Annotated in this window: 18 protein-coding genes and 1 pseudogene; 12 read left to right on the top strand and 7 right to left on the bottom strand. The window is 70.5% G+C overall.

The window, feature by feature from the left end; all coding sequences use genetic code 11:
• Positions 1–75: 75 nt before the first annotated feature.
• Genes AB0I88_RS05275 through AB0I88_RS05245 form a run of 7 tightly spaced genes read left to right on the top strand, consistent with a single transcriptional unit; the run spans position 76 to position 8,510 of the window.
• Entirely contained in the window at positions 76–1,770 is a 1,695-nt protein-coding gene (locus AB0I88_RS05275; protein ID WP_361018563.1) for a Wzz/FepE/Etk N-terminal domain-containing protein, read from the top strand.
• Complete coding sequence (locus AB0I88_RS05270) at positions 1,767–3,134, top strand: hypothetical protein (protein WP_361018560.1); 1,368 nt, start codon at positions 1,767–1,769, stop codon at positions 3,132–3,134. The genes AB0I88_RS05275 and AB0I88_RS05270 overlap by 4 nt, the downstream gene beginning before the upstream one ends.
• 46 nt (positions 3,135–3,180) lie before the next feature.
• On the top strand, positions 3,181–4,410 hold the full coding sequence (locus tag AB0I88_RS05265; RefSeq protein WP_361018557.1) for a hypothetical protein: 1,230 nt from the start codon (positions 3,181–3,183) through the stop codon (positions 4,408–4,410).
• Between the two features lie 3 nt (positions 4,411–4,413).
• The gene (locus AB0I88_RS05260; RefSeq protein ID WP_361018554.1) at positions 4,414–5,292 is read left to right on the top strand and encodes a sulfotransferase domain-containing protein; all 879 of its coding nucleotides are present in this window, start codon (positions 4,414–4,416) and stop codon (positions 5,290–5,292) included.
• Positions 5,289–6,791 (top strand): MATE family efflux transporter, encoded by a 1,503-nt coding sequence (locus AB0I88_RS05255; protein ID WP_361018551.1) that lies wholly within the window; start codon positions 5,289–5,291, stop codon positions 6,789–6,791. Before AB0I88_RS05260 ends, AB0I88_RS05255 begins: the two co-directional genes overlap by 4 nt.
• Positions 6,788–7,522, top strand: coding sequence for a class I SAM-dependent methyltransferase (locus tag AB0I88_RS05250; protein ID WP_361018548.1), 735 nt, complete (start codon positions 6,788–6,790; stop codon positions 7,520–7,522). Before AB0I88_RS05255 ends, AB0I88_RS05250 begins: the two co-directional genes overlap by 4 nt.
• Positions 7,515–8,510 (top strand): endoglucanase, encoded by a 996-nt coding sequence (locus AB0I88_RS05245; protein WP_361018545.1) that lies wholly within the window; start codon positions 7,515–7,517, stop codon positions 8,508–8,510. The genes AB0I88_RS05250 and AB0I88_RS05245 overlap by 8 nt, the downstream gene beginning before the upstream one ends.
• On the opposite strand, the gene AB0I88_RS05240 is transcribed toward AB0I88_RS05245, so the two are convergent.
• Complete coding sequence (locus AB0I88_RS05240; RefSeq protein WP_361018542.1) at positions 8,500–8,874, bottom strand: glyoxalase; 375 nt, start codon at positions 8,872–8,874, stop codon at positions 8,500–8,502. The two genes, AB0I88_RS05245 and AB0I88_RS05240, sit on opposite strands and share 11 nt — an antisense overlap.
• A gap of 109 nt (positions 8,875–8,983) precedes the next feature.
• Here AB0I88_RS05240 and AB0I88_RS05235 point away from each other — a divergent pair, with 109 nt between their 5' ends.
• Positions 8,984–9,577: a DUF4262 domain-containing protein gene (locus AB0I88_RS05235; protein WP_361018539.1), complete on the top strand. Its 594-nt coding sequence runs from the start codon at positions 8,984–8,986 to the stop codon at positions 9,575–9,577.
• Positions 9,578–9,593: 16 nt separating this feature from the next.
• Here AB0I88_RS05235 and AB0I88_RS05230 read toward each other — a convergent pair whose 3' ends face one another.
• Positions 9,594–10,553, bottom strand: coding sequence for a WecB/TagA/CpsF family glycosyltransferase (locus AB0I88_RS05230; protein WP_361018537.1), 960 nt, complete (start codon positions 10,551–10,553; stop codon positions 9,594–9,596).
• Between the two features lie 71 nt (positions 10,554–10,624).
• Here AB0I88_RS05230 and AB0I88_RS05225 point away from each other — a divergent pair, with 71 nt between their 5' ends.
• From AB0I88_RS05225 to galT, 4 genes are all read left to right on the top strand, one after another.
• On the top strand, positions 10,625–11,548 hold the full coding sequence (locus tag AB0I88_RS05225; RefSeq protein ID WP_361018534.1) for a sulfotransferase: 924 nt from the start codon (positions 10,625–10,627) through the stop codon (positions 11,546–11,548).
• Positions 11,548–12,462, top strand: coding sequence for a glycosyltransferase family A protein (locus AB0I88_RS05220; RefSeq protein ID WP_361018531.1), 915 nt, complete (start codon positions 11,548–11,550; stop codon positions 12,460–12,462). The genes AB0I88_RS05225 and AB0I88_RS05220 overlap by 1 nt, the downstream gene beginning before the upstream one ends.
• 70 nt (positions 12,463–12,532) lie before the next feature.
• Positions 12,533–13,309 (top strand): DeoR/GlpR family DNA-binding transcription regulator, encoded by a 777-nt coding sequence (locus AB0I88_RS05215; protein WP_361018528.1) that lies wholly within the window; start codon positions 12,533–12,535, stop codon positions 13,307–13,309.
• A complete protein-coding gene (gene galT, locus AB0I88_RS05210; RefSeq protein ID WP_361018526.1) occupies positions 13,306–14,391 on the top strand; it encodes a galactose-1-phosphate uridylyltransferase in 1,086 nt (361 codons plus the stop codon). Before AB0I88_RS05215 ends, galT begins: the two co-directional genes overlap by 4 nt.
• Positions 14,392–14,536: 145 nt before the next feature.
• Here galT and adhE read toward each other — a convergent pair.
• The 5 genes and pseudogenes from adhE to purN all read right to left on the bottom strand — a co-directional run.
• A pseudogene (adhE, locus tag AB0I88_RS05205) lies at positions 14,537–17,158 on the bottom strand (bifunctional acetaldehyde-CoA/alcohol dehydrogenase); the annotation flags it as partial.
• Positions 17,159–17,292: 134 nt separating this feature from the next.
• Entirely contained in the window at positions 17,293–18,510 is a 1,218-nt protein-coding gene (locus AB0I88_RS05200) for an NADP-dependent isocitrate dehydrogenase (protein WP_361018523.1), read from the bottom strand.
• 258 nt (positions 18,511–18,768) lie between these two features.
• Positions 18,769–19,719, bottom strand: a complete 951-nt coding sequence (mdh, locus tag AB0I88_RS05195; RefSeq protein ID WP_361018520.1) for a malate dehydrogenase — start codon at positions 19,717–19,719, stop codon at positions 18,769–18,771.
• Positions 19,720–19,840: 121 nt separating this feature from the next.
• A complete protein-coding gene (purH, locus tag AB0I88_RS05190) occupies positions 19,841–21,397 on the bottom strand; it encodes a bifunctional phosphoribosylaminoimidazolecarboxamide formyltransferase/IMP cyclohydrolase (protein ID WP_361018518.1) in 1,557 nt (518 codons plus the stop codon).
• Positions 21,394–22,011, bottom strand: coding sequence for a phosphoribosylglycinamide formyltransferase (gene purN / locus AB0I88_RS05185; protein ID WP_361018515.1), 618 nt, complete (start codon positions 22,009–22,011; stop codon positions 21,394–21,396). Before purN ends, purH begins: the two co-directional genes overlap by 4 nt.
• Positions 22,012–22,014 lie beyond the last annotated feature (3 nt).

The following is a 22,014-nucleotide window of genomic DNA, read 5'->3' as shown; positions in this document are numbered from 1 at the left end:
CGTGTCGCGTTGTCTTCCTGGGGCGAAACGCCCAAAGCTGACACGCACACTTCCCGGAAGGGCCGCCGAAGACTGATGGAACCGTCTCGCCCCTCGTCCGATCTCTCGCACTACCTGGGTGCCTTCCGCCGCCACTGGTGGATCGCCCTGGTGGCCACGGGTGCCGGCCTGGGTGGTGGGGCGGTCCTGGCACAGGCCATGCCGAAGGTCTACGAATCCTCGGCGTCGGTGCTGGTGGAGCCGGTCGGCCAGGACACCAACGCGCAGGGCGGGCGGACCAAGGGCGCCGTCAACCTGGACACCGAGGCCCAGCTGGTCGGCTCGGGAGCGGTCGCGGTCAAGGCGGCCACCCTGCTGCGCAGCGACCGCTCGCCGATCGAGCTGGCCAAGTCGGTGTCGGTGCAGGTGCCGGCGAACACCACGGTCCTGGTGATCACCTTCAAGGCGGACGACCCGCGCGAGGCACAGGCCGGGTCGCACGCGTTCGCCGAGGCGTACCTGCGCAACCGGGAGGAGAGCGCCCGCGCCCAGCTGGACAAGCAGATCAAGTCGCTCAACCTGAAGGTGCGGCAGCTCACCACGGTGCTGGCCGGGATCAACGCGAAACTGGCGGTCGCGCCGAAGGACAGCCCGACCGCCGGCAACCTGCAGAGCCTGCGGAACAACTCGCAGAACCAGCTCAACTCGCTGACCGGGCGGCTCAACGAGCTCACCACCACGATGGTCGGCGGCGGCAGCATCATCAGCGACTCGCGCCTGCCGGACACGCCGAGCAGCCCGAACACGCTGCTCAACGTGGGTACCGGCGGCATGCTCGGGCTGCTGCTCGGGCTGTCCCTGGCGTATCTGCGGGAACGGTTCGACCGGCGGCTGGTCACGCCGAACGACGTACGCGACCGGGGCCGGGTGCCGGTGCTGGCCGCACTGGACGAGCGCAGCACTCCGCACTTCGACGACGTCCTCCAGCCGTACGGGCCGGGCGGTCGGGTCTTCAACCGGCTGCGCAACGAGGTGCTGGCCAGTCTGGAGTCCGACGACCAGATCATCGTGGTGACCGGGACCAGCCGCGGTTCGGCCAGCACCCTGGTCGCGGCGAACCTGGCGGCCGCGCTCGCCCGTACCGGAAGTGAAGTGGTCCTGATCGGGGCGCACCTGCCGGACAGCGTGATCGATGCCGCACCGCTGGCGCGGATGTTCGGGGTCTCCGCCATGCCGGGCCTCTCCGATCTGCTCGCCGGCCGGGTCGGGCTGAACCGGGCCCTGCAGCGCACCCCGCGAATCCCGTCGCTGCGGGTGATCACCACCGGCGGGGCGGCCACCGCGGCCGGGCTGATGCAGTCGCAGCGGCTCAAGGACACCCTCCAGGCGCTGCGCAAGCAGGGCGGCTACGTGGTGATCGAGGCCCCGTCGACCAGCAGCAGCGCGGACGCGCAGAGCCTCGCGAGCCTGGCCGACGCCGCGATCCTGGCGGTGGAGCTGCGCCGTTCCCAGCGCCCGGCTCTGGTCGACGCCACCGAACAGCTGCAACGGGTGGGCACCCGGCTGCTCGGGGCCGTGGTGCTGCCGCGGCTCACCGCCATGCGCCCCGGCGACCTGACCGAGCCCGCCGTCACCCTGCCGGCGCCGAACGCCGAGGACGCGGCCGCCGAGGGCCCGACGCAGCAGTTGTCGTTCGCCGGCCGGCAACGCCCGGGCGGGACGGACAATCCGGAGGCCACCGCGGTCATCGACCTGTCCGGCAAGGGCACCGCGGACGGCGACGACAAGTGACCGCGGTCGCGGCGGTAGCGCACGCCGGGACCGCGCCCCGCACCTCCCCCAAGAACCGCTCGCTGCCGTCCTGGCCGGTGGCCGGCATCCTGCTGCTCTATCCGCTGTGGTGGGCGCTCGGCCTGGGCGTGCTGATCTTCCCGTTGATGGCCGCGCCGATGCTGTTCCTGCTGCTGCGCAGGCGTGCGGCGGGCCGCCCGCTGCTGCTGCCGCCAGGCTTCGCCTGGTGGGCGATCTTCCTGGTCGCGGTGGTGATCAGCATCGCCGCGCTGGGCGCGGACCCGCCGGGCACGGTTCCGGAACGGGCCGGCGAGCGGTTGGTCGCGGTCGTCTACAAGCTTTCGATGTACGTGTCCCTCACGGTTCTCCTGGTGTACGCCGGCAATCTGGCCGAGGCCGAGCTGTCCCGCCGCCGGCTGGTCCGCCTGCTGGGTGGGATGTTCGTGCTGACCGTGCTGGGCGGGCTGCTCGGCATGGTGGCCGGGACCTTCGAGTTCACCTCGCCGGTGGAGTGGCTGCTGCCGTCCGGGGTGCGCAACAAGGGTTTCGTACGGTCACTGGTGCACCCGTACGCCGCGCAGATCATGGACATCGTCGGGGACGACAAGCCGCGCCCGGCCGCGCCGTGGGGTTACACGAACACCTGGGGCAACAACTTCTGCCTGCTGGCGCCGTGGCTCGTGGTGGCGGCCTGGGCGAGTCACCGGGCCGGCCGCAAGGTGCCGGCCGTGCTCTGCCTGGTGGTGTCGGTGGTGCCCGCCGTGGCGTCGCTCAACCGGGGCCTGTGGATCGGGATCGGCCTGGTGCTGGTCTACGTGGCGGTGCGCTACGTGCTGGCCGGGCGGCTCTGGATCCTGGCGCTGCTGCCGCTGGTGGGTGTCGCGCTGGCGGTGGCGCTGACGGCCACCCCGCTGGGCGCGACGGTGCAGGCCCGGCTGGACAACGGCAAGTCCAACGGGGTCCGCTCGTTCCTCATCGAGAAGGCCGTGGACGGTTTCACCGGATCGCCGGTGATCGGGTACGGCGGCACCCGCAACACCCTCGGCGGCCGGAACTCGATCACGGTCGGGGAGAGCGCCGGCTGCGAGCGCTGCGGCAACTTCACCGTGGGCGGCAACGGACAGCTCTGGCAACTGCTCTACGCGCACGGCGCGGTGGGCACGGCCGGATATCTGGGCTTCTTCGGGTACGGGCTGTGGCGGTTCCGCCGGGACCGCAGCCCGATCGGGATCGCCGGCAGCGCGGCGCTCGTCTCCAGCTTCTCCGCGATGCTCTGGTACAACTCGCTGGTCACCCCTCTGGCCTTCATGGTTCTGGCATATGCGCTGCTCTGGCGCAACTGGATCGAGGGGAACACCGATTGAGCGAGCTCGCGTGCGAAACATTCGGCTCAGCGGCGGGGGTGGCGGCATGAGCCCGGTCAGGACCGCTCCCGCTGAACTCACCGCCGGGGACGCGGCCCTGCGAACCCAGTACCTGACCGAGGTCCTCCACCTGCTCTACCCCGAACCGTGCCGCACCGACGGCACCCCCGGTCCGCTGGTCACCGAGTACCTGGTCGTCCCGAACGCGCACCGCCCCCGGCTGCTGGTCCCGACGCACTCCCCCGCGGTCGCGGCGGCCGCCGTCCGGCGTTACGCCGAGCCGCAGAGCCGGATCGCCCGGCTCAAGCGGGACGCCGTGGTCGCCGCGGTGCACGCCCGGGCCACCGGCCTGCTCTTCCGGGACCGGATCCGGGTGACCGGCCCGCTGTCGGCCGGCATCGACGGCTACCTGAGCGAGGCGCTGCGCCGGGATCTGGCGGTCAGCATCCACATCGGCCCGGCGCGCGCCAACCGCAAGCCGGTGCTCCAACTGCTCAGCCCGGACGGCGACACCTTCGCCTTCGGCAAGCTGGGCACCGGGCCGCTGACCCGGCGCCTGGTCAAGGCGGAGACGGCGGCGCTCACCGAGCTCGGCGACAGCGGCCTCACGAAGCTGAAGGTGCCGCGGGTGCTGCACGCCGGGCAGTGGCGGGGTATGCAGGTGCTGGTCCAGTCGGCGCTGCCGGTCTGGCTGCCGCGGGCGCCGCTCACCCAGCGACGGCTCACCGCGGCGATGCTCGACGTCGCCGGCTGCCGCGGCTACTCGACCGGGCCGCTCACCGGCAGCGGCTACTGGCGGGAGCTGAAGTCCCGGCTCGCGGCGGTCGCCGACCGGCCGGAGGGCGCCGGGCTGGCCGCGGCCGTGGACGTGCTGGCCGCGCACAGCGGTGAGACGGCGCTGCGCTACGGCGCCTGGCACGGCGACTGGGCACCGTGGAACATGGCGAACCTGGCCGGCGCCCTGCTCGTGTGGGACTGGGAGCGGTTCGCCATCGGCGTGCCGCTCGGCTTCGACGCCATCCATCACGAGCTGCAGAAACGTATCCAGTCCACCGGCGACGCCCGGGCCGCGGTCGAGGGGACCGTGCACCGGGCCGACGAGCTGCTCGCCCCGTTCGGGGTGGCTCCGGTGGCCCGCGAGATCACCGCGCTGCTCTATCTGGTCGATCTCGCGGTCCGTTACCTGACCGACAAGCAGGCCGAGGCGGGCGCCCGGCTGGGCGTGCTCGGGACCTGGCTGCTGCCGGTGCTGATCCGGCGCGTGGAGGAGCTGTAGACCATGCACGTACGGAATCTGCCCGCGCCGGTGAAGCGGTTCGTGCACCTCGGCTCCCGGTCGTACGGGCGGCTCACCTCGGAGAGCCGGATGCTGCCCTCGTTCCTGATCTGCGGCGGGCAGCGCTGCGGCACCACGTCGCTCTACCGGGCGCTGGCCGCGCACCCGGTCGTGCTGAAGGCGGTGCTGCACAAGGGCGTGCACTACTTCGACACGTCCTACCAGCGCGGGCCGGAGTGGTATCGCGGGCACTTCCCGACGCTGCGCAGCGCCGAACGGATCGCCGAACGGCACGGGGTACGCGCGCAGACCTTCGAGTCGAGCCCGTACTACATGTACCACCCGCAGGCGACCGCCCGGATCGCCCGCGACCTGCCGTACGCCAAGCTCGTGGTCCTGGTCCGGGACCCGGTGGAACGCGCCTACTCGCAGCACCACCACGAGGTCGCCCGCGCCTACGAGCCGGAACGCGACTTCGGCGCGGCCCTGGCCCTGGAGGCGGCCCGTCTGCACCGTCAGGAGGAGCGGCTCGCCCTGGACCCGTCGTACTACAGCTTCGCCCACCAGCATCACGCGTACCGGGCTCGCGGCGAGTACGCCCGCTATCTGAGCGTGATGGCTCAGCACGTGGGACGAGAGCGGATCCACGTGGTGGAGAGCGAGCGCTTCTTCAGCGATCCGGAGCCGGTCTACGACGAGGTCTGCGACTTCCTGGGACTGCCGTCCGGTCTGGAGCGGCCGGCGTTCGAACGGCACAACGCCCGGCCCCGCGAGTCCGACATGGATCCGGGGCTGCGCCGCGAGCTGTACGCCTACTACCAGCCGCACGACGAGGCGCTGGCCGGCTGGCTGGGGCACACCCCGGTCTGGCGCCGCCCGTGACGGCGACGACCGCGCCGCCGGATCCGCGGAACGCCACCCGGGGCGCGGCCCGCGGCGGGCTGGCCAACATGGCCGGCTCGGCGCTGGCCGGCGGGACCGGCGTCGCGGTCACCTGGATCGTGGCCCGCGGGCTCGGCACCGAGCAGGCCGGCGCGTTCTTCGCCGCCACGGCCGCGTTCGTGCTGGTCGGCGGGCTGGCGAAGCTCGGCACCCAGACCGGGCTGGTGTACTGGCCGGCCCGGCTGCGGACCACCGGGCAGGAGCACCTGCTGGGCGCCTGCCTGCGTGCCGGCATCCCTCCGGTGGTGGTGTTCTCGCTGGTGCTGGCGGCGGCGATGTGGCTGGCCGCGCCGGACATCGCCCACCTCACCGCGGGCGGGTCACCGCACGTGGTCGCCGGGCACACCGCCGGGCTCCGGGTACTCGCCGTCTTCGTGCCGTTGCAGGCCCTCACCGACGTGCTGCTCACCGTGACCCGCGGCTACCGCAGCATGCGGCCGACCGTCCTGCTGGACCGGCTGCTGCGCAGTGGACTGCAACTGCTGGCCGTCGGCGCGGCGGGGGTGGCGGCGCTCTGGGCCACGGCCTCCCTGCCGGTCTTCGCGCTGGCCTGGGCGGCGCCGTATCTGCCGGTGGCGATCCTGGCGGCGGTGGCCGCGCGTCGCGCGTACGCCTCGGGTCGTGGAAGCCGGACCGTCGGTCGGGGTGAGCGTCGCCGCCTGCGCCGGGATTTCTGGGTCTTCACCGGCCCGCGGGCGGTGGCCACGGTCGCCCAACTCGCGTTGCAGCGGGTGGACGTGCTGCTGGTGGCGGCGCTGGGCGGGCTCGCACCGGCCGCGATGTACGCGGTGGCCGGCCGTTTCGTGGTGCTGATCCAGTTCGCGAACCAGGGCGTGTCGCAGTCGGTGCAGCCGCGTCTCGCCGAGGCGCTGAGCGGCGGTGACCCGGCCGGCGCGAAACGGCTCTACCAGACCGCGACCGGCTGGCTGGTGCTGGTCACCTGGCCGGTCAACCTGCTGGTGATCGCGTTCGCGCCGTGGTATCTGCGGCTGTTCGGCGACGGGTACGCCTCCGGTGTGCCGGTGGTCCGGGTGCTGGCCGGCGCGATGCTGGTGGCGACCGGCTGCGGCATGGTCGACATGGTGCTGGCGATGGCCGGGCGCACCTCGCTGAACCTCGGCAACGTGCTGATCGCGCTGACCGTGACGATCGGCCTGGACGTGCTGCTGATCCCCCGGTGGGGGGCGCTCGGAGCGGCGGCCGGGCTGGCCGGCGCGATGGTGGTGAACAATCTGCTCCCGCTCGCCCAGGTGTACCGCGGCGCCGGCCTGCACCCGTTCGGCCGGGGCACGCTCGCCGCCGCGCTCCTGGCGCTCACCTGTTTCGGACCCATCAGTTTTTTCCCGGCGGCCATCGTGATCGCCGTCCCGGCCTACGCCCTGGGGGCTTGGCTGCTTCGCGGACCGTTGATGCTCGGCGCATTCAGGAGGAAGAGTTGACCAGCGATTACACAGGGGTGTTCCAGGACACCGAGGCGGTCGAGAAGTACGAGACCGTGACGTACGCCCCGGACAGCTACGCGTCGCGGATCAACGACCGTCAGCGGGACTACCTGCGGACCCTGGTGCGCCGTGAGTTCCCGGAGCACCCACCGGTCCAGCACGACTTCGCCTGCGGCACCGGCCGGGCCGTCCGGGCCCTGCACGGCCTGGTCCGCGAGGCACACGGGTACGACACGTCGGCCGAGATGATGGCGAAAGCCGCCGAGGTCGGGTCGCGGGCCTACTGGCACCTGGTTCCGCAGGACGGTCCGGTGCCGCAGCCGGTCGCGGCCGGGTTCCCGGCGGTCGTCACGATCTTCCGGCTGCTGCTGAACGTCGACGAGGCCGTCCGCGACCGGGCCCTGGCGTTCGCCGCCAAGGTGCTGCCGCACCGCGGATCCGGGCTGCTCGTGGTGGAGAACCACGGCAACGCCGGATCGGTCCGGCACCTGCGGGCCCGGCGGCACAACGGCGAACGCTGGTTCGCCGAACTCGCCCACAACGACGTCGAGCGGCTCCTCGCCCGGCACGGTTTCGAGATCGTCGAGCGGCGGGGCTTCTCCATGCTCACGCCGTCCTTGCACGACAACCGGGTGGCGCGGCTCGCCGACTCGGCGGCACGACGGATGCCGGGCAGCGACGCGTACGCCGTGAACGTCCTCTACACCGCCCGGCGGCTCCATGCGTAGCCGGCTGATCGCCGCGGGCCTCACGCTCCTGCTGCTCGGCGGCTGCTTCTCGGACGATCGCAAGGAGCCCCCGCCGTCGCCGTCGCCCGACCTGAGCACGCCGCCACGGGCGGTCGCCGTCGCCAAGGGGCCGTTCCGGGCCGGCCCGTTCGAGCCGCCCCGCCACGGCGCCTACTTCGGGGCGTGGATCAAGCCGGAGGAGCTGACCCAGGTGGGCCGGCTCACCGCGGTCGCCACGCTGGAACAGTCGCTGGGCCGCAAGCTGCACTTCATCAACACGTACCGCCGGTTCGAGCAGATGATGGGCACCCCCTCGGACGAGGCGTTCCTCGCCGACGGCGCCAAACTGATGATCAGCTGGGCCACCGGGGACAACCGGTCCATCCTGGCCGGCGAGCACGACGATCTGATCCGCAAGCAGGCCCGCGCGGTCCGGCGGATCAAGGATCCGGTGATGCTGCGGATGCGGTGGGAGATGGACCGGCCCAACCTGCGGGCCACCATGTGGTCCGGCGAGGACTACATCGCGGCCTGGCGGTACGTCCGGAAGATCTTCCGCGAGGAACGGGCCGACAACGTCTCCTGGGTGTGGTGCCCGACCGCCGAGGGTTTCATCCGCGGCGACGCCCCCGGGTTCTACCCCGGCGACGACCAGGTCGACTGGACGTGTGTGGACGTCTACGCCGGCTTCGAGTTCCAGCCCATCGGCACACTGATGGGACCGTTCCTCCAGTGGGCCGCGCAGCGTCCGAAACCGATCGTGATCGGCGAGTTCGGCGTGGCCCGGGCGTGGGGCTCGGAGGCGAGAGCCGCCTGGCTCAAGGACGCCGAACGGACCTTCAAGGTGAACAAGCAGATCAAGGCTGTCGCCTACTTCGAGTCCGATCCCGACGGCAACGGACCCAACCAGCAGTTCCAGCTCAGCGGGGACGACCGGGCCTTCAAGGCCTTCCTGCGCCTGGTCAAGGACCCCTACTTCAACCCCTGATCCGCTCTAGGAACTCCAGGCGGTTGCCGTGCCCGTCGGCCGAGTAGAGCCGCCGGTGGCCCGGGAAGTGGGGATCCCACTCGACCGGGTGGCCGGCGGCCGTGAGCGCGGTGGCCAGCGCGTCCAGGCCGTCGACAAGCACACCCGGGTGCGACTTGCGGGCCGGGGCGAAGTCCGGAACCACACCGAGATGCACCTCCCAGCCGCCCGCCCGGAACCAGCAGCCACCCCGCGCGGCCAGCTCCGGCGGCTTGACGACCTCGGCCATGCCGAGAACGCCGCTGTAGAAATCTCGGGCCACACCCTCGCCACCGGGCGGGATCAGCAGCTGCACATGGTGCAGGTCGTCGATGCGAAAACCCATGACCAGATCTTAACCGTACGGGCGTACTGTTGACCAAGCCGGAAAAAGTGTCGTACGTGTGTTCCATAGTTGGCTCAGTCAGCCAGACCGAGCCGCGGGGGTGTCACCGGTGTCCTACCTCGACGACTTCTTCGAGGAACAGAGCGAGATCATCGAGAGGTTCGGGTGGGCCGTCGTGCACGTCCTGCCGGGCGACGACGATCCGGCCGAGACGGTCCCCTTCGCCTACACGGTGGGCCTCACCGGTTACGGCTACCCCGAGCTGGCCATCGCCGGGGTCTCCCCCGAGGTCGGTCACCAGCTGCTCAACGAGGTGGCCGGGCGGGTTCGCGACGAGGGCCTCCAGCTGCGCCACGGGCACCGCATCCGGGGCCTGATCACCGGGCAGGAGGTGCGGATCGTGGCGGGCGACATCCGGGCCGAGCTGTTCCCCGGCGCCGCCCTGATGCGCTACGGCGACGACCGGGTCCGGCTGCTCCAGATCGCCTGGCCCGACCCGGGCGACCGGTTCCCCTGGCAGAGCGGTTACGACGCGGAGCGCTTCCCCCAGCCCACGCTCGGCGTGCCGGTCACCCGGGCGGGCCTGCGCTGCGCCACCTTCCGCGGCATCCCGGGCAGCGCGCTCCGCCGGGCCCAGCGTCACCGCGCCGCCCGCTCCCGCTGGGGCTCCCCGGGCGGTGAGGGCGGCAACCATCACCGGTAACGCCCTGCCGGCCGAGTCAGCGACGGCCTGCGCGGCGGCGCGGAGCCCGGGCCAGCAGCCGGAGGGCGTAGGGGGCGTCGTGGCGGAGGTAGCGTCCGGCCAGCCGGCGCGGCTCGACACCGAGACGGTGGGCCCACTCCAGGCCGGTTCGCTGCATCCAGCGCGGGGCGCGCTCGATGTCACCGGCCACGAAGTTGATCGCGGCGCCGCAACCTACGAACCAGGTGCGGGGCAGATCACGGCGGAGACGTTCGATCACGTTCTCCTGCTTGGGGAAGCCGAGACCGACGAAGACCAGATCCGGTTCGGCGTCCGCCACCTTCGCGCAGAAGTCGGCGTAGGTGGACTCGTCCAGCTCGAAACCGAAGTCGGGGCTGATCGTCCCGGCGATCCGCAGGCCGGGAAACGCGCCGACGAGCCGGGCTGCCGCACGGGCCGCGCCGTCACCGCCGGGCGGCGCCGTACCGGAGGATCGGCCACTGACCGCGACCTGCCCATCGCCCGAGACCTTGCCGATGACGCGGGCCGCTCCGGCCGGTTCCGGAGCGGCGGGCCGCCGATCGGCGGAGGCACCACCGATCACGCTGGACGCTCCCGCCGAGTCAGGAACGGCCGGCCGGGGGTCGGCGGGGGTGCCGCCGATCACGAAGACGGAGCGCCCGTCGCGGCCGAGACCCTCGGAGAGGGACCAGATCAGGCTGCTGCCGGCGACCCGCTCGGGGAGCGGGACGCCACCGAGGCGGCTGGCCCAGATCAGCGGCATCCCGTCGGCGACGATGAGGTCGGCGTCGTCGAGGTGGCGGCGGACGGCCGGGTCGGCGGCCGCGCGGCGGAGGATGTCGATGTTCGGGGTGACGATGCGGCCACCGCGTCCGTGGGCGATCGCGTCCCGGACCACGGCGACGACCTCGTCCTCGGTGATGCGGTCGATTCCGGTGCCATCCAGGTGCACGCGGTCGAAAGCCTCGATAGTCACCTAACGCCTCCTTCTGCCTGCTTCACTCGTTACCAGAGCGAAACGAGCGAAGGCGAGCCAAAGTGGCACAAGTGCTATTTCTGGGCGGATTGGGGCGAAGCGGAACCACGCTCGTCGAACGTCTACTCGGCGAACTGCCGGGGATGTGTGCCCTGGGTGAGGTCGTTCACCTGTGGCAACGCGACATCCGCGACGACGAGCGATGCGGCTGCGGCTCCCGCTTCTCCGGTTGCACGTTCTGGCGCCGCGTCGGCGACCTGGCGTTCAACGGCTGGACCAACGTCGACGTCGACCGGGTTCACACCCTCCGTGACGCGGTCGAGCGGACCCGGCACATCCCGCGTCTCGCCTCGGCCACCGCCGCCACCGACCAGGTCCGCGAGTACGCCTCCTACTACGCCCGGGTCTACGCCGCCGCCGCCGAGGTGGCCGGTGCCCGGATGGTGATCGACTCCTCCAAGCACTCGTCGCTGGCCCACGTGCTGCGCTGGGCGGACGGCATCGACCTGCGGGTGGTGCACGTGGTCCGGGACGCCCGCGGCGTGGCCTACTCCTGGACCAAGACGGTGAGCCGCCCGGAGACCGACGGCGCCGACGAGATGACCCGCTACTCCCCCGGCCGTTCGGCGCTGCTGTGGAACGCGCACAACGCCGCCTTCGGCCTGCTCGCCCGCCGGGGTGTGCCGGTGCGCCGGATCCGCTACGAGGAGTTCCTCGCCGATCCGCGGGCCGGCCTGATCCGCCTGGCCGACTTCGCGGGCCTGGCGCTGCAGCCGGAGGACCTCGGGTTTCTCCGGGCCGAGCACGCCGACCTGCGGGTCGGTCACAGCGCGGCCGGCAATCCGATGCGTTTCGCCGTCGGCCGGCTGCCGCTGCGCCGCGACGACGCCTGGGTGCACGCCCTGCCGCGCGCGCAGCGGCGCCTGGTGGGTGCGGTCTGCGGGCCGCTGCTGAGGGCGTACGGCTACCCGTTGAACATCGCATCGGAGGCGTGATGAACTGGCCGTCGGTCGGGGTCGTGATCCCCACCCGGAACCGTCCGGAGCTGGTCCGCCGGGCGATCACCGCGGTCCGCGAACAGCGTTACCCGGGCGAACTCAAGATCGTCGTGGTGTACGACCAGACCGAGCCGGACTACCTGCTGGCGTCCACGGACGGCGTACCGGTGCTGGTGTTGACGAACTGGCGGGCCTCGGGTCTGGCCGGCGCCCGTAACACCGGTCTGCTGGCGCTGGACACCGAACTGATGGCGTTCTGTGACGACGACGACCGGTGGCTGCCGGACAAGTTGCGCCGTCAGGTGGCGGCGCTGCTGGCGGAGCCGTCGGCCGAGTTCGCCACGTGTGCGATCGAGGTGGAGTACAAGGGCCGGTGCACCCCGCGGCTGGCCGGCCGGAGCCGGGTGACCGTGGAGGATCTGGCCCGTTCCCGGATGTCGATGCTGCACTCGTCGTCGTTCCTGTTCCGCCGGGAGGCGCTGGCCGAGGACGCCATCGGGCTGGTCGCCGAGGACGCCCCGGGCAGCCAGAACGAGGATTGGGATCTTCTGCTGCGGGCGGCCCGCCGCAGTCCGGTCGTGCACCTGGACGAGCCGCTGGTCCGGGTGTTGTGGGGGCGGACCTCGCATTACGCGTATGAATACGCCACCAAGATCTCTTCGCTGCGGTGGATGATGCAGAGGCACCCGGAGATCAGCGGTTGCCGTCCGGGGGCGGCCCGGGTGTACGGGCAGTTGGCCTGCTGGTCGGCGGCGTCCGGCAACCGGGGCGCGGCCTGGCGCTACAGCAAGGAGGCGGTGCGAGCGAATTGGCGGGAGCCGCGGACAGCGATCGCGCTGGCGGCGATGACCGGGGCCGTGAAGGTGGAGAACGTGCTGTCGGCGCTGCACAAACGCGGCCGGGGTATCTGAACTCACCCTTTCGAACCAACCCGATCACAGGGTACTGTTCGAGTGTGTTCGAATTAGTGCGGTCCAACTGATGTTGGCTCAGCAGAGACAGGCCGCGATCCTCGATCGGGTCCGTGCCACGGGCGGTGTCCGGGTCACCGAGCTCGCCTCGGAGTACGGCGTCTCCGACATGACGATCCGTCGTGATCTGGAGGCCCTCGCCGACCGCGGTCTGCTGTCGAAGGTTCATGGCGGCGCGACGACCGTCAGTCCCGGTTCGGCGCACGAGCCGGGCTTCGCCGCCAAGTCGGTGCGCCAGCGCGGGGAGAAGACGGCGATCGCCATGCGGGCCGCCGCCCTGGTCTCCCCGGGCGACGCCGTCGCCCTGTCGGCCGGCACCACCACGGCGGAGCTGGCCCAGCGACTCGTCGACGTGCCGAGCCTGACCGTGGTGACAAACTCGATCCCGGTCGCGGACGTCTTCTACCGGGCCGGCCGCCCGGATCAGACGGTGGTGCTCACCGGCGGCACCCGGACCCCGTCGGACGCGCTGGTCGGCCCGGTGGCCGTGGCCGCCATCGGCACCCTGCACCTGGACATGCTGTTCCTGGGTGTGCACGGGATGAGCGAGCGCGCCGGCTACACCACCCCCAACCTCATGGAGGCCGATGTCAACCGCGCCCTCGTGGAGGCGGCCGAGCGCCTCGTGGTGCTCGCCGACCACACCAAGTGGGGCACCGTCGGCATCTCCTCGATCGTGCCGCTGGCCCGCGCAGATGTCCTGATCACCGACGACGGCCTGGAAGCCGGCGCCCGCGATCTCCTCACGGAAACAGTCCCCGAACTCGTGGTGGTGAATCCCCAGTGACCCCGACCCGATCGGCCGTCCGGCTCTCCGACGGCCGTGAGCTGATCTACTTCGACGAGGCCCCCGGCAGCGGCCGGTCCGGCTACCCGGACACCCGCGACCTGCCGCCTCCCCCGCCGGCCTCGCAGTTGCGCTACGACCCGCTCACCGACGAGTGGATCGCGATCGCCGCGCACCGCAACACCCGGACGTTCCTGCCGCCGTCGGACGCCTGCCCGCTGTGCCCGACGACCGAGCGGTTCGCCAGCGAGATCCCGGCGCCCAGCTACGACGTGGTGGTCTTCGAGAACCAGTTCCCGTCGTTCTCCGACCGGATCGTGCCGGACGAGCTGACCCAGGTGACCGACATGGTGCCGGTCCGGCCGGGTCACGGCCGGTGCGAGGTGGTCTGCTTCACCAGTGATCACGACAGCGCTTTCGGCTCGCTTCCGCCGGCGCGCGTGCGTACCGTGATCGACGCTCTCGCCGATCGCACCGCCGAGCTCTCCGCGCTGCCCGAGGTGGCCCAGGTGTTCCCGTTCGAGAACCGGGGCGTCGAGATCGGGGTGACCCTGCACCACCCGCACGGGCAGATCTACGCCTACCCGACGGTGACCCCGAAGACCGCGGCCTACCTGCGGGCCGCGCGACGGCACTTCGAGAAGACCGGGCGCAATCTGTACGCCGACGTCCTCGCCGCCGAGCAGGATGCGAAGGTGCGGGTGGTGGCGTCCAACGAGCACTGGACGGCGTATGTGCCTGCCGCCGCCCGCTGGCCGTTCGAGGTGCATCTGGCGCCGCACCGGCAGGTTCCCGACCTGCCCGCGCTGACCGATGCCGAGCGGGACGCCTTCGGTCCCCTCTACCTGGATCTGCTGCGCCGCTTCGACGGGCTGTTCGGCAAACCGATGCCGTACATCTCGGCCTGGCACCAGGCGGTCACCGGCGAGGACCGGGAGCTGGGCTATCTGCACCTGCAGTTGTTCAGCATCCGGCGGGCGGCGGACAAGCTGAAGTTCCTGGCCGGCTCGGAGTCGGCGATGGGCTCGTTCGTCAACGACATCGTCCCGGAGGCCGCGGCGCAGCGGCTGCGCGACATCTGACATCCCACTGCCGAGTCCTACACGAAAGACCGGGCGGGGCCAGACGGCCCCGCCCGGTCTTTCGGTGTGGAGAAGCCCGGACAGCGGTGTGGGGAGGCCCGGGACAAGGCCTCCCCACCGGTCAACGAACTGACCGCGCTGTTGGTTACTCGCCGTAGTAGGCGGTCTTCATGATCCGCTCAAGGTCGGCCAGCATCGGCATCCGGGGGTTGGCCGGCGCGCACTGGTCCAGGTAGGCGTTCATGGCCTGCTGCGGCAGGGCGGTGAGGAACTCCTGCTCCTCGACGCCGGCGCCCTTGAACGACGCCGGGATGCCGACGGCCGCGCGCAGCTTCTCGACGGCCTGGGCGTAGGACTCGACACCCTGCTCCGGGGTCTCGGCCGGCAGGCCCAGGTGGCGGGCGATGTCCTGGAACCGCTCCGGGGCGATGTACCGCTCGTACTTCGGCCAGCTGTTGAGCTTCGACGGCACGGTGCCGTTGTGCCGGATGACGTGCGGCAGCAGGATCGCGTTGGTCCGGCCGTGCGCCACGTGGAAGGTGGCGCCCAGGGTGTGGGCCATCGCGTGCACGATGCCGAGGAACGCGTTGCCGAACGACATGCCGGCGATGGTGCCCGCGTTGTGCATCTTCTCCCGGGCCTGCGGGCTGTTCGGTCCGTCCTTGACCGCCTGCTCGAGGTTGCTGAAGATCAGCTTGATCGCGTGCAGCGCCAGACCGTCGGTGAAGTCGCTGGCGTAGACCGAGACGTAGGCCTCAGTGGCGTGGGTCAGGGCGTCGAAGCCGCTGTCCGCGGTCACCACGGCGGGCAGGTTCTTGGTCAGGTGCGGGTCGATGATCGCCACGCTCGGGGTGAGCGCGTAGTCGGCCAGCGGGAACTTCTGACCGGTGGCGGTGTCGGTGATGACCGCGAACGGGGTCACCTCGGCGCCGGTGCCGGACGTGGTCGGCACGCAGACGAGCTTCGCCAGGTTGCCCAGGGTCGGGAACTTGAAGGCCCGCTTGCGGATGTCGAAGAACTTCTCCTTCATGTCCCCGAACTCGATGTCGGGGTGCTCGTAGAGAAGCCACATCACCTTCGCGGCGTCCATCGGCGAGCCGCCGCCGATCGCGATGATGGTGTCCGGGCGGAACGAGCGCATCAGGGCCGCGCCCTTCTGCACCGTGTCGATGCTCGGCTCCGGCTCCACGCTGTCGATGACCTGGATGGTCACCGACTCGGGGCGCTCCCGCAGCACGTTGCTGATCCGGTCCACGTAGCCGAGGCGGGTCATCGTCGAGTCGGTGACGATGGTGACCCGCGAGACCGACGGCATGTCCTTGAAGTACCGGATGGCGTGCGGCTCGAAGTACATCTTCGCCGGCACCTTGAACCACTGCATGTTGTTCGTCCTACGCCCGATGCGCTTGATGTTGAGCAGGTTGAGAGCGGACACGTTGTCGGAGACCGAGGTGTGCCCGTAGCTGCCGCAACCCAGGGTCAGCGAGGGCCGGAAGCCGTTGTAGATGTCGCCGATGCCGCCCTGCGAGGCGGGCGCGTTCCAGATGATCCGGACCGCCTTCATCCGCTTGCCGAAGCGCTCCGACAGGTCCGCGTCCTTGGCGTGCACGACCGCGCTGTGCCCGAGTCCGTGGAACTCGACCATCTGCTCGGCGTACAGGATGCCCTGCTCCTCGTCCTCGGCCTTGAGCACGGCCAGAACGGGGCACAGCTTCTCCCGGCTCAGCGGCTCGGCCGGGCCGACCTCGGAGATCTCGGCCAGCAGCACCGAGGTGTCCGCGGGGATGCTGAAACCGGCCTGCTCGGCGATCCACACCGGAGACTTGCCGACCACCGAGGCGTTCAGCTTCTCACCGACGCAGTCCTTGCCCTCGCCGTCCGGCGGGAAGATGAAGTCCTGGAGGAGCTTCTTCTCCTTGGCCGTGACCACGTAGGCGTGCAGCCGCTTGAACTCCTTGATCGCCTGCGAGGCGATCTTCTTGTCCAGGATGACGGCCTGCTCGGAGGCGCAGATCATGCCGTTGTCGAAGGTCTTCGACACCACGATGTCGTGCGCGGCGCGGACCACGTCGGCCGACGGGTGGACGTACGCCGGAACGTTGCCGGCGCCGACGCCCAGGGCCGGCTTGCCGGTCGAGTAGGCGGCGCGAACCATCGCGTTGCCGCCGGTGGCCAGGATCGTGGCGACCCCGGCGTGGTTCATCAGGGTGGAGGTCGCCTCGATCGAGGGCTGCTCGACCCACTGGATGCAGTTCGCCGGGGCGCCCGCGGCGATGGCCGCGTCCCGGACCACCCGCGCCGCCTCGGAGCTGCACCGCTGGGCGTTGGGGTGGAAGGCGAAAACGATCGGGTTACGGGTCTTCAGCGCGAGGAGCGCCTTGAAGATGGTGGTGGAGGTCGGGTTGGTCACCGGGGTGACAGCGCAGACCACACCAACCGGGTCGGCGATCTCGGTGATGCCGTTGACGTCGTCACGGTGGATGATGCCCACCGTACGCATCCCGGCCATGCTGTTCGTGACGTGCTCACAAGCGAAGATGTTCTTGACAGCCTTGTCCTCGAACACGCCTCGGCCGGTCTCTTCGACCGCCAACCGGGCCAATTCACCATGCTTGTCCAGCGCGGCCACGGAGGCCTTGCCGACGATGTAGTCAACCTGCTCCTGGGTGAAATCCGCGTAGGCTGCGAGAGCCTTCTCCGCGTGACTCACCAGCAGGTCGATCGTCGCCTCCAGCTCGCTCACGATCCTCTTCCCCTCAGTTCGAGTCGCGGGGGACGTATCCCCGCCTCCTTCATCCTCGCCGAGCGGAAGATCGGGGTACGCGGCGCGAAGTCCTCATCTGAAGGGCCGAAGGTCCCGCCGGGGTAACAATCCGGCGAGACCCTCGAAAAGTGTCGAAATCAGGCAGCGAGCTTGCGGGCCAGATTCTCGTCCAGAGCGTTCATGAACTCGTCGGTGGACAGCCACGGGGCGTCCTTGCCGATCAGCAGCGCGAGGTCCTTGGTCATCTGACCGCCCTCGACGGTCTCGATGCAGACGCGCTCGAGCGTCTCGGCGAACTGGGTCACCTCGGGGGTGCCGTCCAGCTTGCCACGGTGCTTGAGGCCACCGGTCCAGGCGAAGATCGAGGCGATCGGGTTGGTCGAGGTCTTCTCGCCCTTCTGCCACTGCCGGTAGTGCCGGGTGACGGTGCCGTGGGCGGCCTCGGCCTCGACGGTCCGGCCGTCCGGGGTCATCAGCACCGAGGTCATCAGGCCGAGCGAGCCGAAGCCCTGGGCGACGGTGTCGGACTGCACGTCACCGTCGTAGTTCTTGCAGGCCCACACGTAACCGCCCTCCCACTTGAGCGCGGCGGCGACCATGTCGTCGATCAGCCGGTGCTCGTAGGTGATGCCGGCGGCCTTGAACTGGTCGGCGAACTCGGTCTCGAAGATCTCCGCGAACAGGTCCTTGAAACGACCGTCGTACGCCTTCATGATCGTGTTCTTGGTGGACAGGTAGACCGGGTAGTTGCGGGCCAGGCCGTACCGGAACGAGGCGCGCGCGAAGTCGCGGATGGACTCGTCGAAGTTGTACATGGCCATGCCGACGCCACCGGCCGGGAAGTCCGCGACGTGGAACTCCAGCGGCTCCGAGCCGTCCTCCGGGGTGAAGGTGACGGTGAACTTGCCGGCCTTCGGCGCGACGAAGTCGGTCGCCTTGTACTGGTCGCCGTGGGCGTGACGGCCGATGATGATCGGCTTGGTCCAGCCCGGTACCAGCCGGGGCACGTTCTTCATGATGATCGGCTCACGGAAGACGACGCCACCGAGGATGTTGCGGATCGTGCCGTTCGGCGACCGCCACATCTTCTTGAGGCCGAACTCCTGGACCCGCGCCTCGTCCGGCGTGATGGTGGCGCACTTGACGCCGACGCCGTGCCGCTTGATGGCGTTGGCCGAGTCGATCGTGACCTGGTCGTCGGTCTCGTCCCGGTGCTGGATCGACAGGTCGTAGTACTCGAGGTTCACGTCGAGGTACGGCAGGATCAGCTGCTCACGGATCTGCTTCCAGATGATCCGGGTCATCTCGTCGCCGTCGATCTCCACGACCGGGTTCTTGACCTTGATTTTCGCCATCGGCCGGCGCTCCTCTCCCGAAACACACGCTTAGCAGTACGAGCGTACTGCCCACCCGCCGTAGATCGCCGGGCGGCCCCGTCCTGACATTCCCCCTCTACCATCCCAGGCCCGGATGAACCGATCCCCGAATAACGTCCGACCGGATCGGTGGAGTGACCGCCGCCTCACCGACGGCATCCGGGCAGCTGATCCTCGTACCGGAGACACGCCGAAGGCCGGGACGCGGACGCCCCGGCCTTCGCATCGACACTGGGATCAGAGGTGCGCGACGTCCGCCTGCTTGGCGCGGACCGCCTCGGCGGCCTCCTTCAGGCCGGCCAGCTCGCTCTCGGTGAGCTTGTCCTCGACGACCTTCTTGATGCCCTGCGCGCCCAGCTCGGCCTCGACACCCAGGTAGACACCGGAGATGCCGTACTCGCCGTCGACCCAGGCGCAGACCGGCATGACCACGCCGGAGTCCTCGGCGACGGCCTTGGCCATGCGGGCCGCGGCGGCCGACGGGGCGTAGTACGCCGAACCGGTCTTCAGCAGCGCCACCACCTCGGCGCCACCGTTACGGGTCCGGACGACCAGCTCCTCGATCTTCTCGGCCGGCAGCAGCTCGGACAGCGGCTTGCCGTCCACGGTGCAACGCGACGGGACCGGCACCATGGTGTCGCCGTGCGAGCCCAGGGTCAGCGCCTTCACGCTGGCCACCGGAACCTTCAGCTCCTCGGCGATGAAGTTGGTGAACCGGGCGGTGTCGAGCACGCCGGCCTGGCCGAAGACCTGGTTCCGCGGGAACTCGGTGGCGAGCTGGGCCAGCGCGGTCATCTCGTCGACCGGGTTGGACACCACGATGACGACGGCGTTCGGCGCGAACTTCTTGATGTTCTCCGCGACCTGCCGGACGATCTTCGCGTTGACCTCGAGCAGGTCCATCCGGCTCATGCCCGGCTTACGCGGCAGGCCGGCGGTCACGACCACGACGTCCGAGCCCGCGATGGCCTCGTAACCCTCGCCGTTCGGGCCGGTGCTGACACCGATGACCTTGGTCTCGAAGCCCTCGATCGACCGGGACTGGTTGATGTCGAGCGCGAGGCCGGCCGGCTTGCCCTCGAGGATGTCGGTGAGGACCACCGTCTCGAAGATGTCGTACTCAGCGAGACGCTGCGCTGTCGTGGACCCGTAGAAACCGGCGCCTACGACGGTTACCTTCTTGCCCATAGCTCTTCACTCCCAGTGTCCGGGCGAATTTTCGCGACCGTATCAGCCGGTTAACGGCTGATTACCAGCCGGTCGGCTGAACGGGAGATAAGCCACCTCAGCCGACCCGCCGACGATGTGATCAGTGGTAGAAGTGGCGGGTCCCGGTGAGGTAGACGGTCAGGCCGGCCTTCTCCGCCGCCTCGATCACCAGGTTGTCACGGATCGAGCCGCCCGGCTGGACGACCGCCTTGATCCCGGCCTCGATCAGCACCTCGAGCCCGTCCGGGAACGGGAAGAACGCGTCGGACGCCGCCACACTGCCGGCCGCCCGCTCGGCCCCGGCGCGGGACACCGCCAGCTTCGCCGAGTCGACCCGGTTGACCTGCCCCATGCCGACGCCGACGGTCGCGCCGTCGTGCGCGAGCAGGATGGCGTTGCTCTTCACGCTGCGGATCGCCCGCCACGCGAAGGCCAGGTCGGCCAGCAGCTCCGGGGACGCCGGCTCACCGGTCGCGAGCGTCCAGTTGGCCGGGTCGTCGCCGGGCGCGTCGATCCGGTCGGCCAGCTGCACGAGCACACCGCCGCCGACCTGCTTGACCTCCGCGGCCGGCGGGTTCCAGGCCGGCGCGACCAGGACCCGCAGGTTCTTCTTCTCCCGGAACAACTCCAGGGCCTCGGCCTCGTAGGACGGCGCCACGACCACCTCGGTGAAAATCTCCCCGAGCTGCCGCGCGAGCTCGGCGGTCACCTCCCGGTTGACCGCGACCACGCCGCCGAACGCGGAGACCGGGTCGCAGGCGTGCGCCTTCCGGTGCGCCTCGGCGACGTCGGCGCCGACCGCGATGCCGCACGGGTTGGCGTGCTTGATGATCGCCACGCACGGCTCGGTGAAGTCGTTGGCGCTACGCCACGCGGCGTCGGCGTCGACGTAGTTGTTGTAGGACATCTCCTTGCCGTGCAGCTGCTCGGCCTGGGCCAGCCCCGGGCGGGCCTCCGGGTCGAGGTAGAGCGCCGCCTGCTGGTGCGGGTTCTCCCCGTACCGCAGCACCGACGAACGGCGCAGCGCCAGCCCGGTGAACTCCGGCCACTCGCTCTCCACCAGCGTCGAGGCACACCAGTTGGCGACGGCCACGTCGTACTCCGCGATGTCGGCGAAAGCGCGAGCCGCGAGCGCCTTGCGCTGCGTCAGCGTGAAACCGCCGTTCTCCACGGCCTCCAACACCAGGGGGTACGCCGAAACGGCCGTGACGACCGCAACGGACGCGTGATTCTTGGCCGCGGCCCGGACCATCGCCGGCCCACCGATGTCGATCTTCGCGATGCAGTCCTCCTCGCTCGCGCCCGAGGCGACCGTCTCGGTGAACGGGTAGAGGTTGCTGATCAGCAGGTCGAACGGCTCGATGCCGTGCTCGGCGAGCTCGCTCACGTGGCTCTCCAGCCGCATGTCGGCGAGCAGCCCGCCGTGGACACGCGGGTGCAGGGTCTTGACCCGGTCGCTGAGGATCTCCGGGAAGCCGGTCAGCTGCTCGACCCGGGTGACCGGCACACCCGCCTTCTCCACGGTCGACGCGGTCGACCCGGTCGAGACGATCTCCACCCCGGCGGCGTGCAGCGCCCGCGCCAGCTCGACGATGCCGTCCTTGTACCAGACGCTCAGCAGCGCCCGCTTGATCGGACGACGCCCCTCAGTGCTCACGGGATCCGTACCTTCCTGTCCTCGATGGTCCAGCCCTCCCGGACCAGACGGCCGACGAACTCGACCAGCTGGGCCCGTTCGGCCACCTTGATGCGCTCGGTGAGCGTGTCCTCCGTGTCGCCGTCGAGCACGGGAACCACGGTCTGCGCGATGATCGGCCCGGTGTCGACACCGGCGTCCACGAAGAAGAGCGTCGCCCCGGCCACCTTCACCCCGTACGCCAGCGCGTCCCGCGGGCCGTGGATGCCGGGGAAGGCGGGCAGCAGCGCGTTGTGCGTGTTGATGTACCGGTCGCCGAACGCGTCCAGGAACTGTTTGCCGACCAGCTTCAGGAAGCCGGCCGAGATGACCAGGTCGGGCCGGTGCGCGGCGACGTGCTCGGTGAGGGCGGCGTCCCAGTCGTCACGGGTCGGGTAGGCCTTCACCGAGTCCACGAAGGTGGGGATCCCGGCGGCCGCGGCATGCTCCAGACCGGCGATCCCGTCCCGGTCGGCGCCGACCGCCACGACGACGGCGCCGTACGCCGGGTCGGCTGTCGCTTCGAGAAGAGCCTGCAGGTTGCTGCCCGATCCGGAGATGAGGACGACCAGGCGGGCGGGCGCGGGGTCAGTCACCTG

Origin of the sequence: Actinoplanes sp. NPDC049802 (genome assembly GCF_040656595.1) — a bacterium.
Classification (GTDB): Bacteria; Actinomycetota; Actinomycetes; order Mycobacteriales; family Micromonosporaceae; genus Actinoplanes.
The sequence above is the reverse complement of the archived record's forward strand: the minus strand, read 5'-3'. Positions and strand labels throughout refer to the sequence as shown.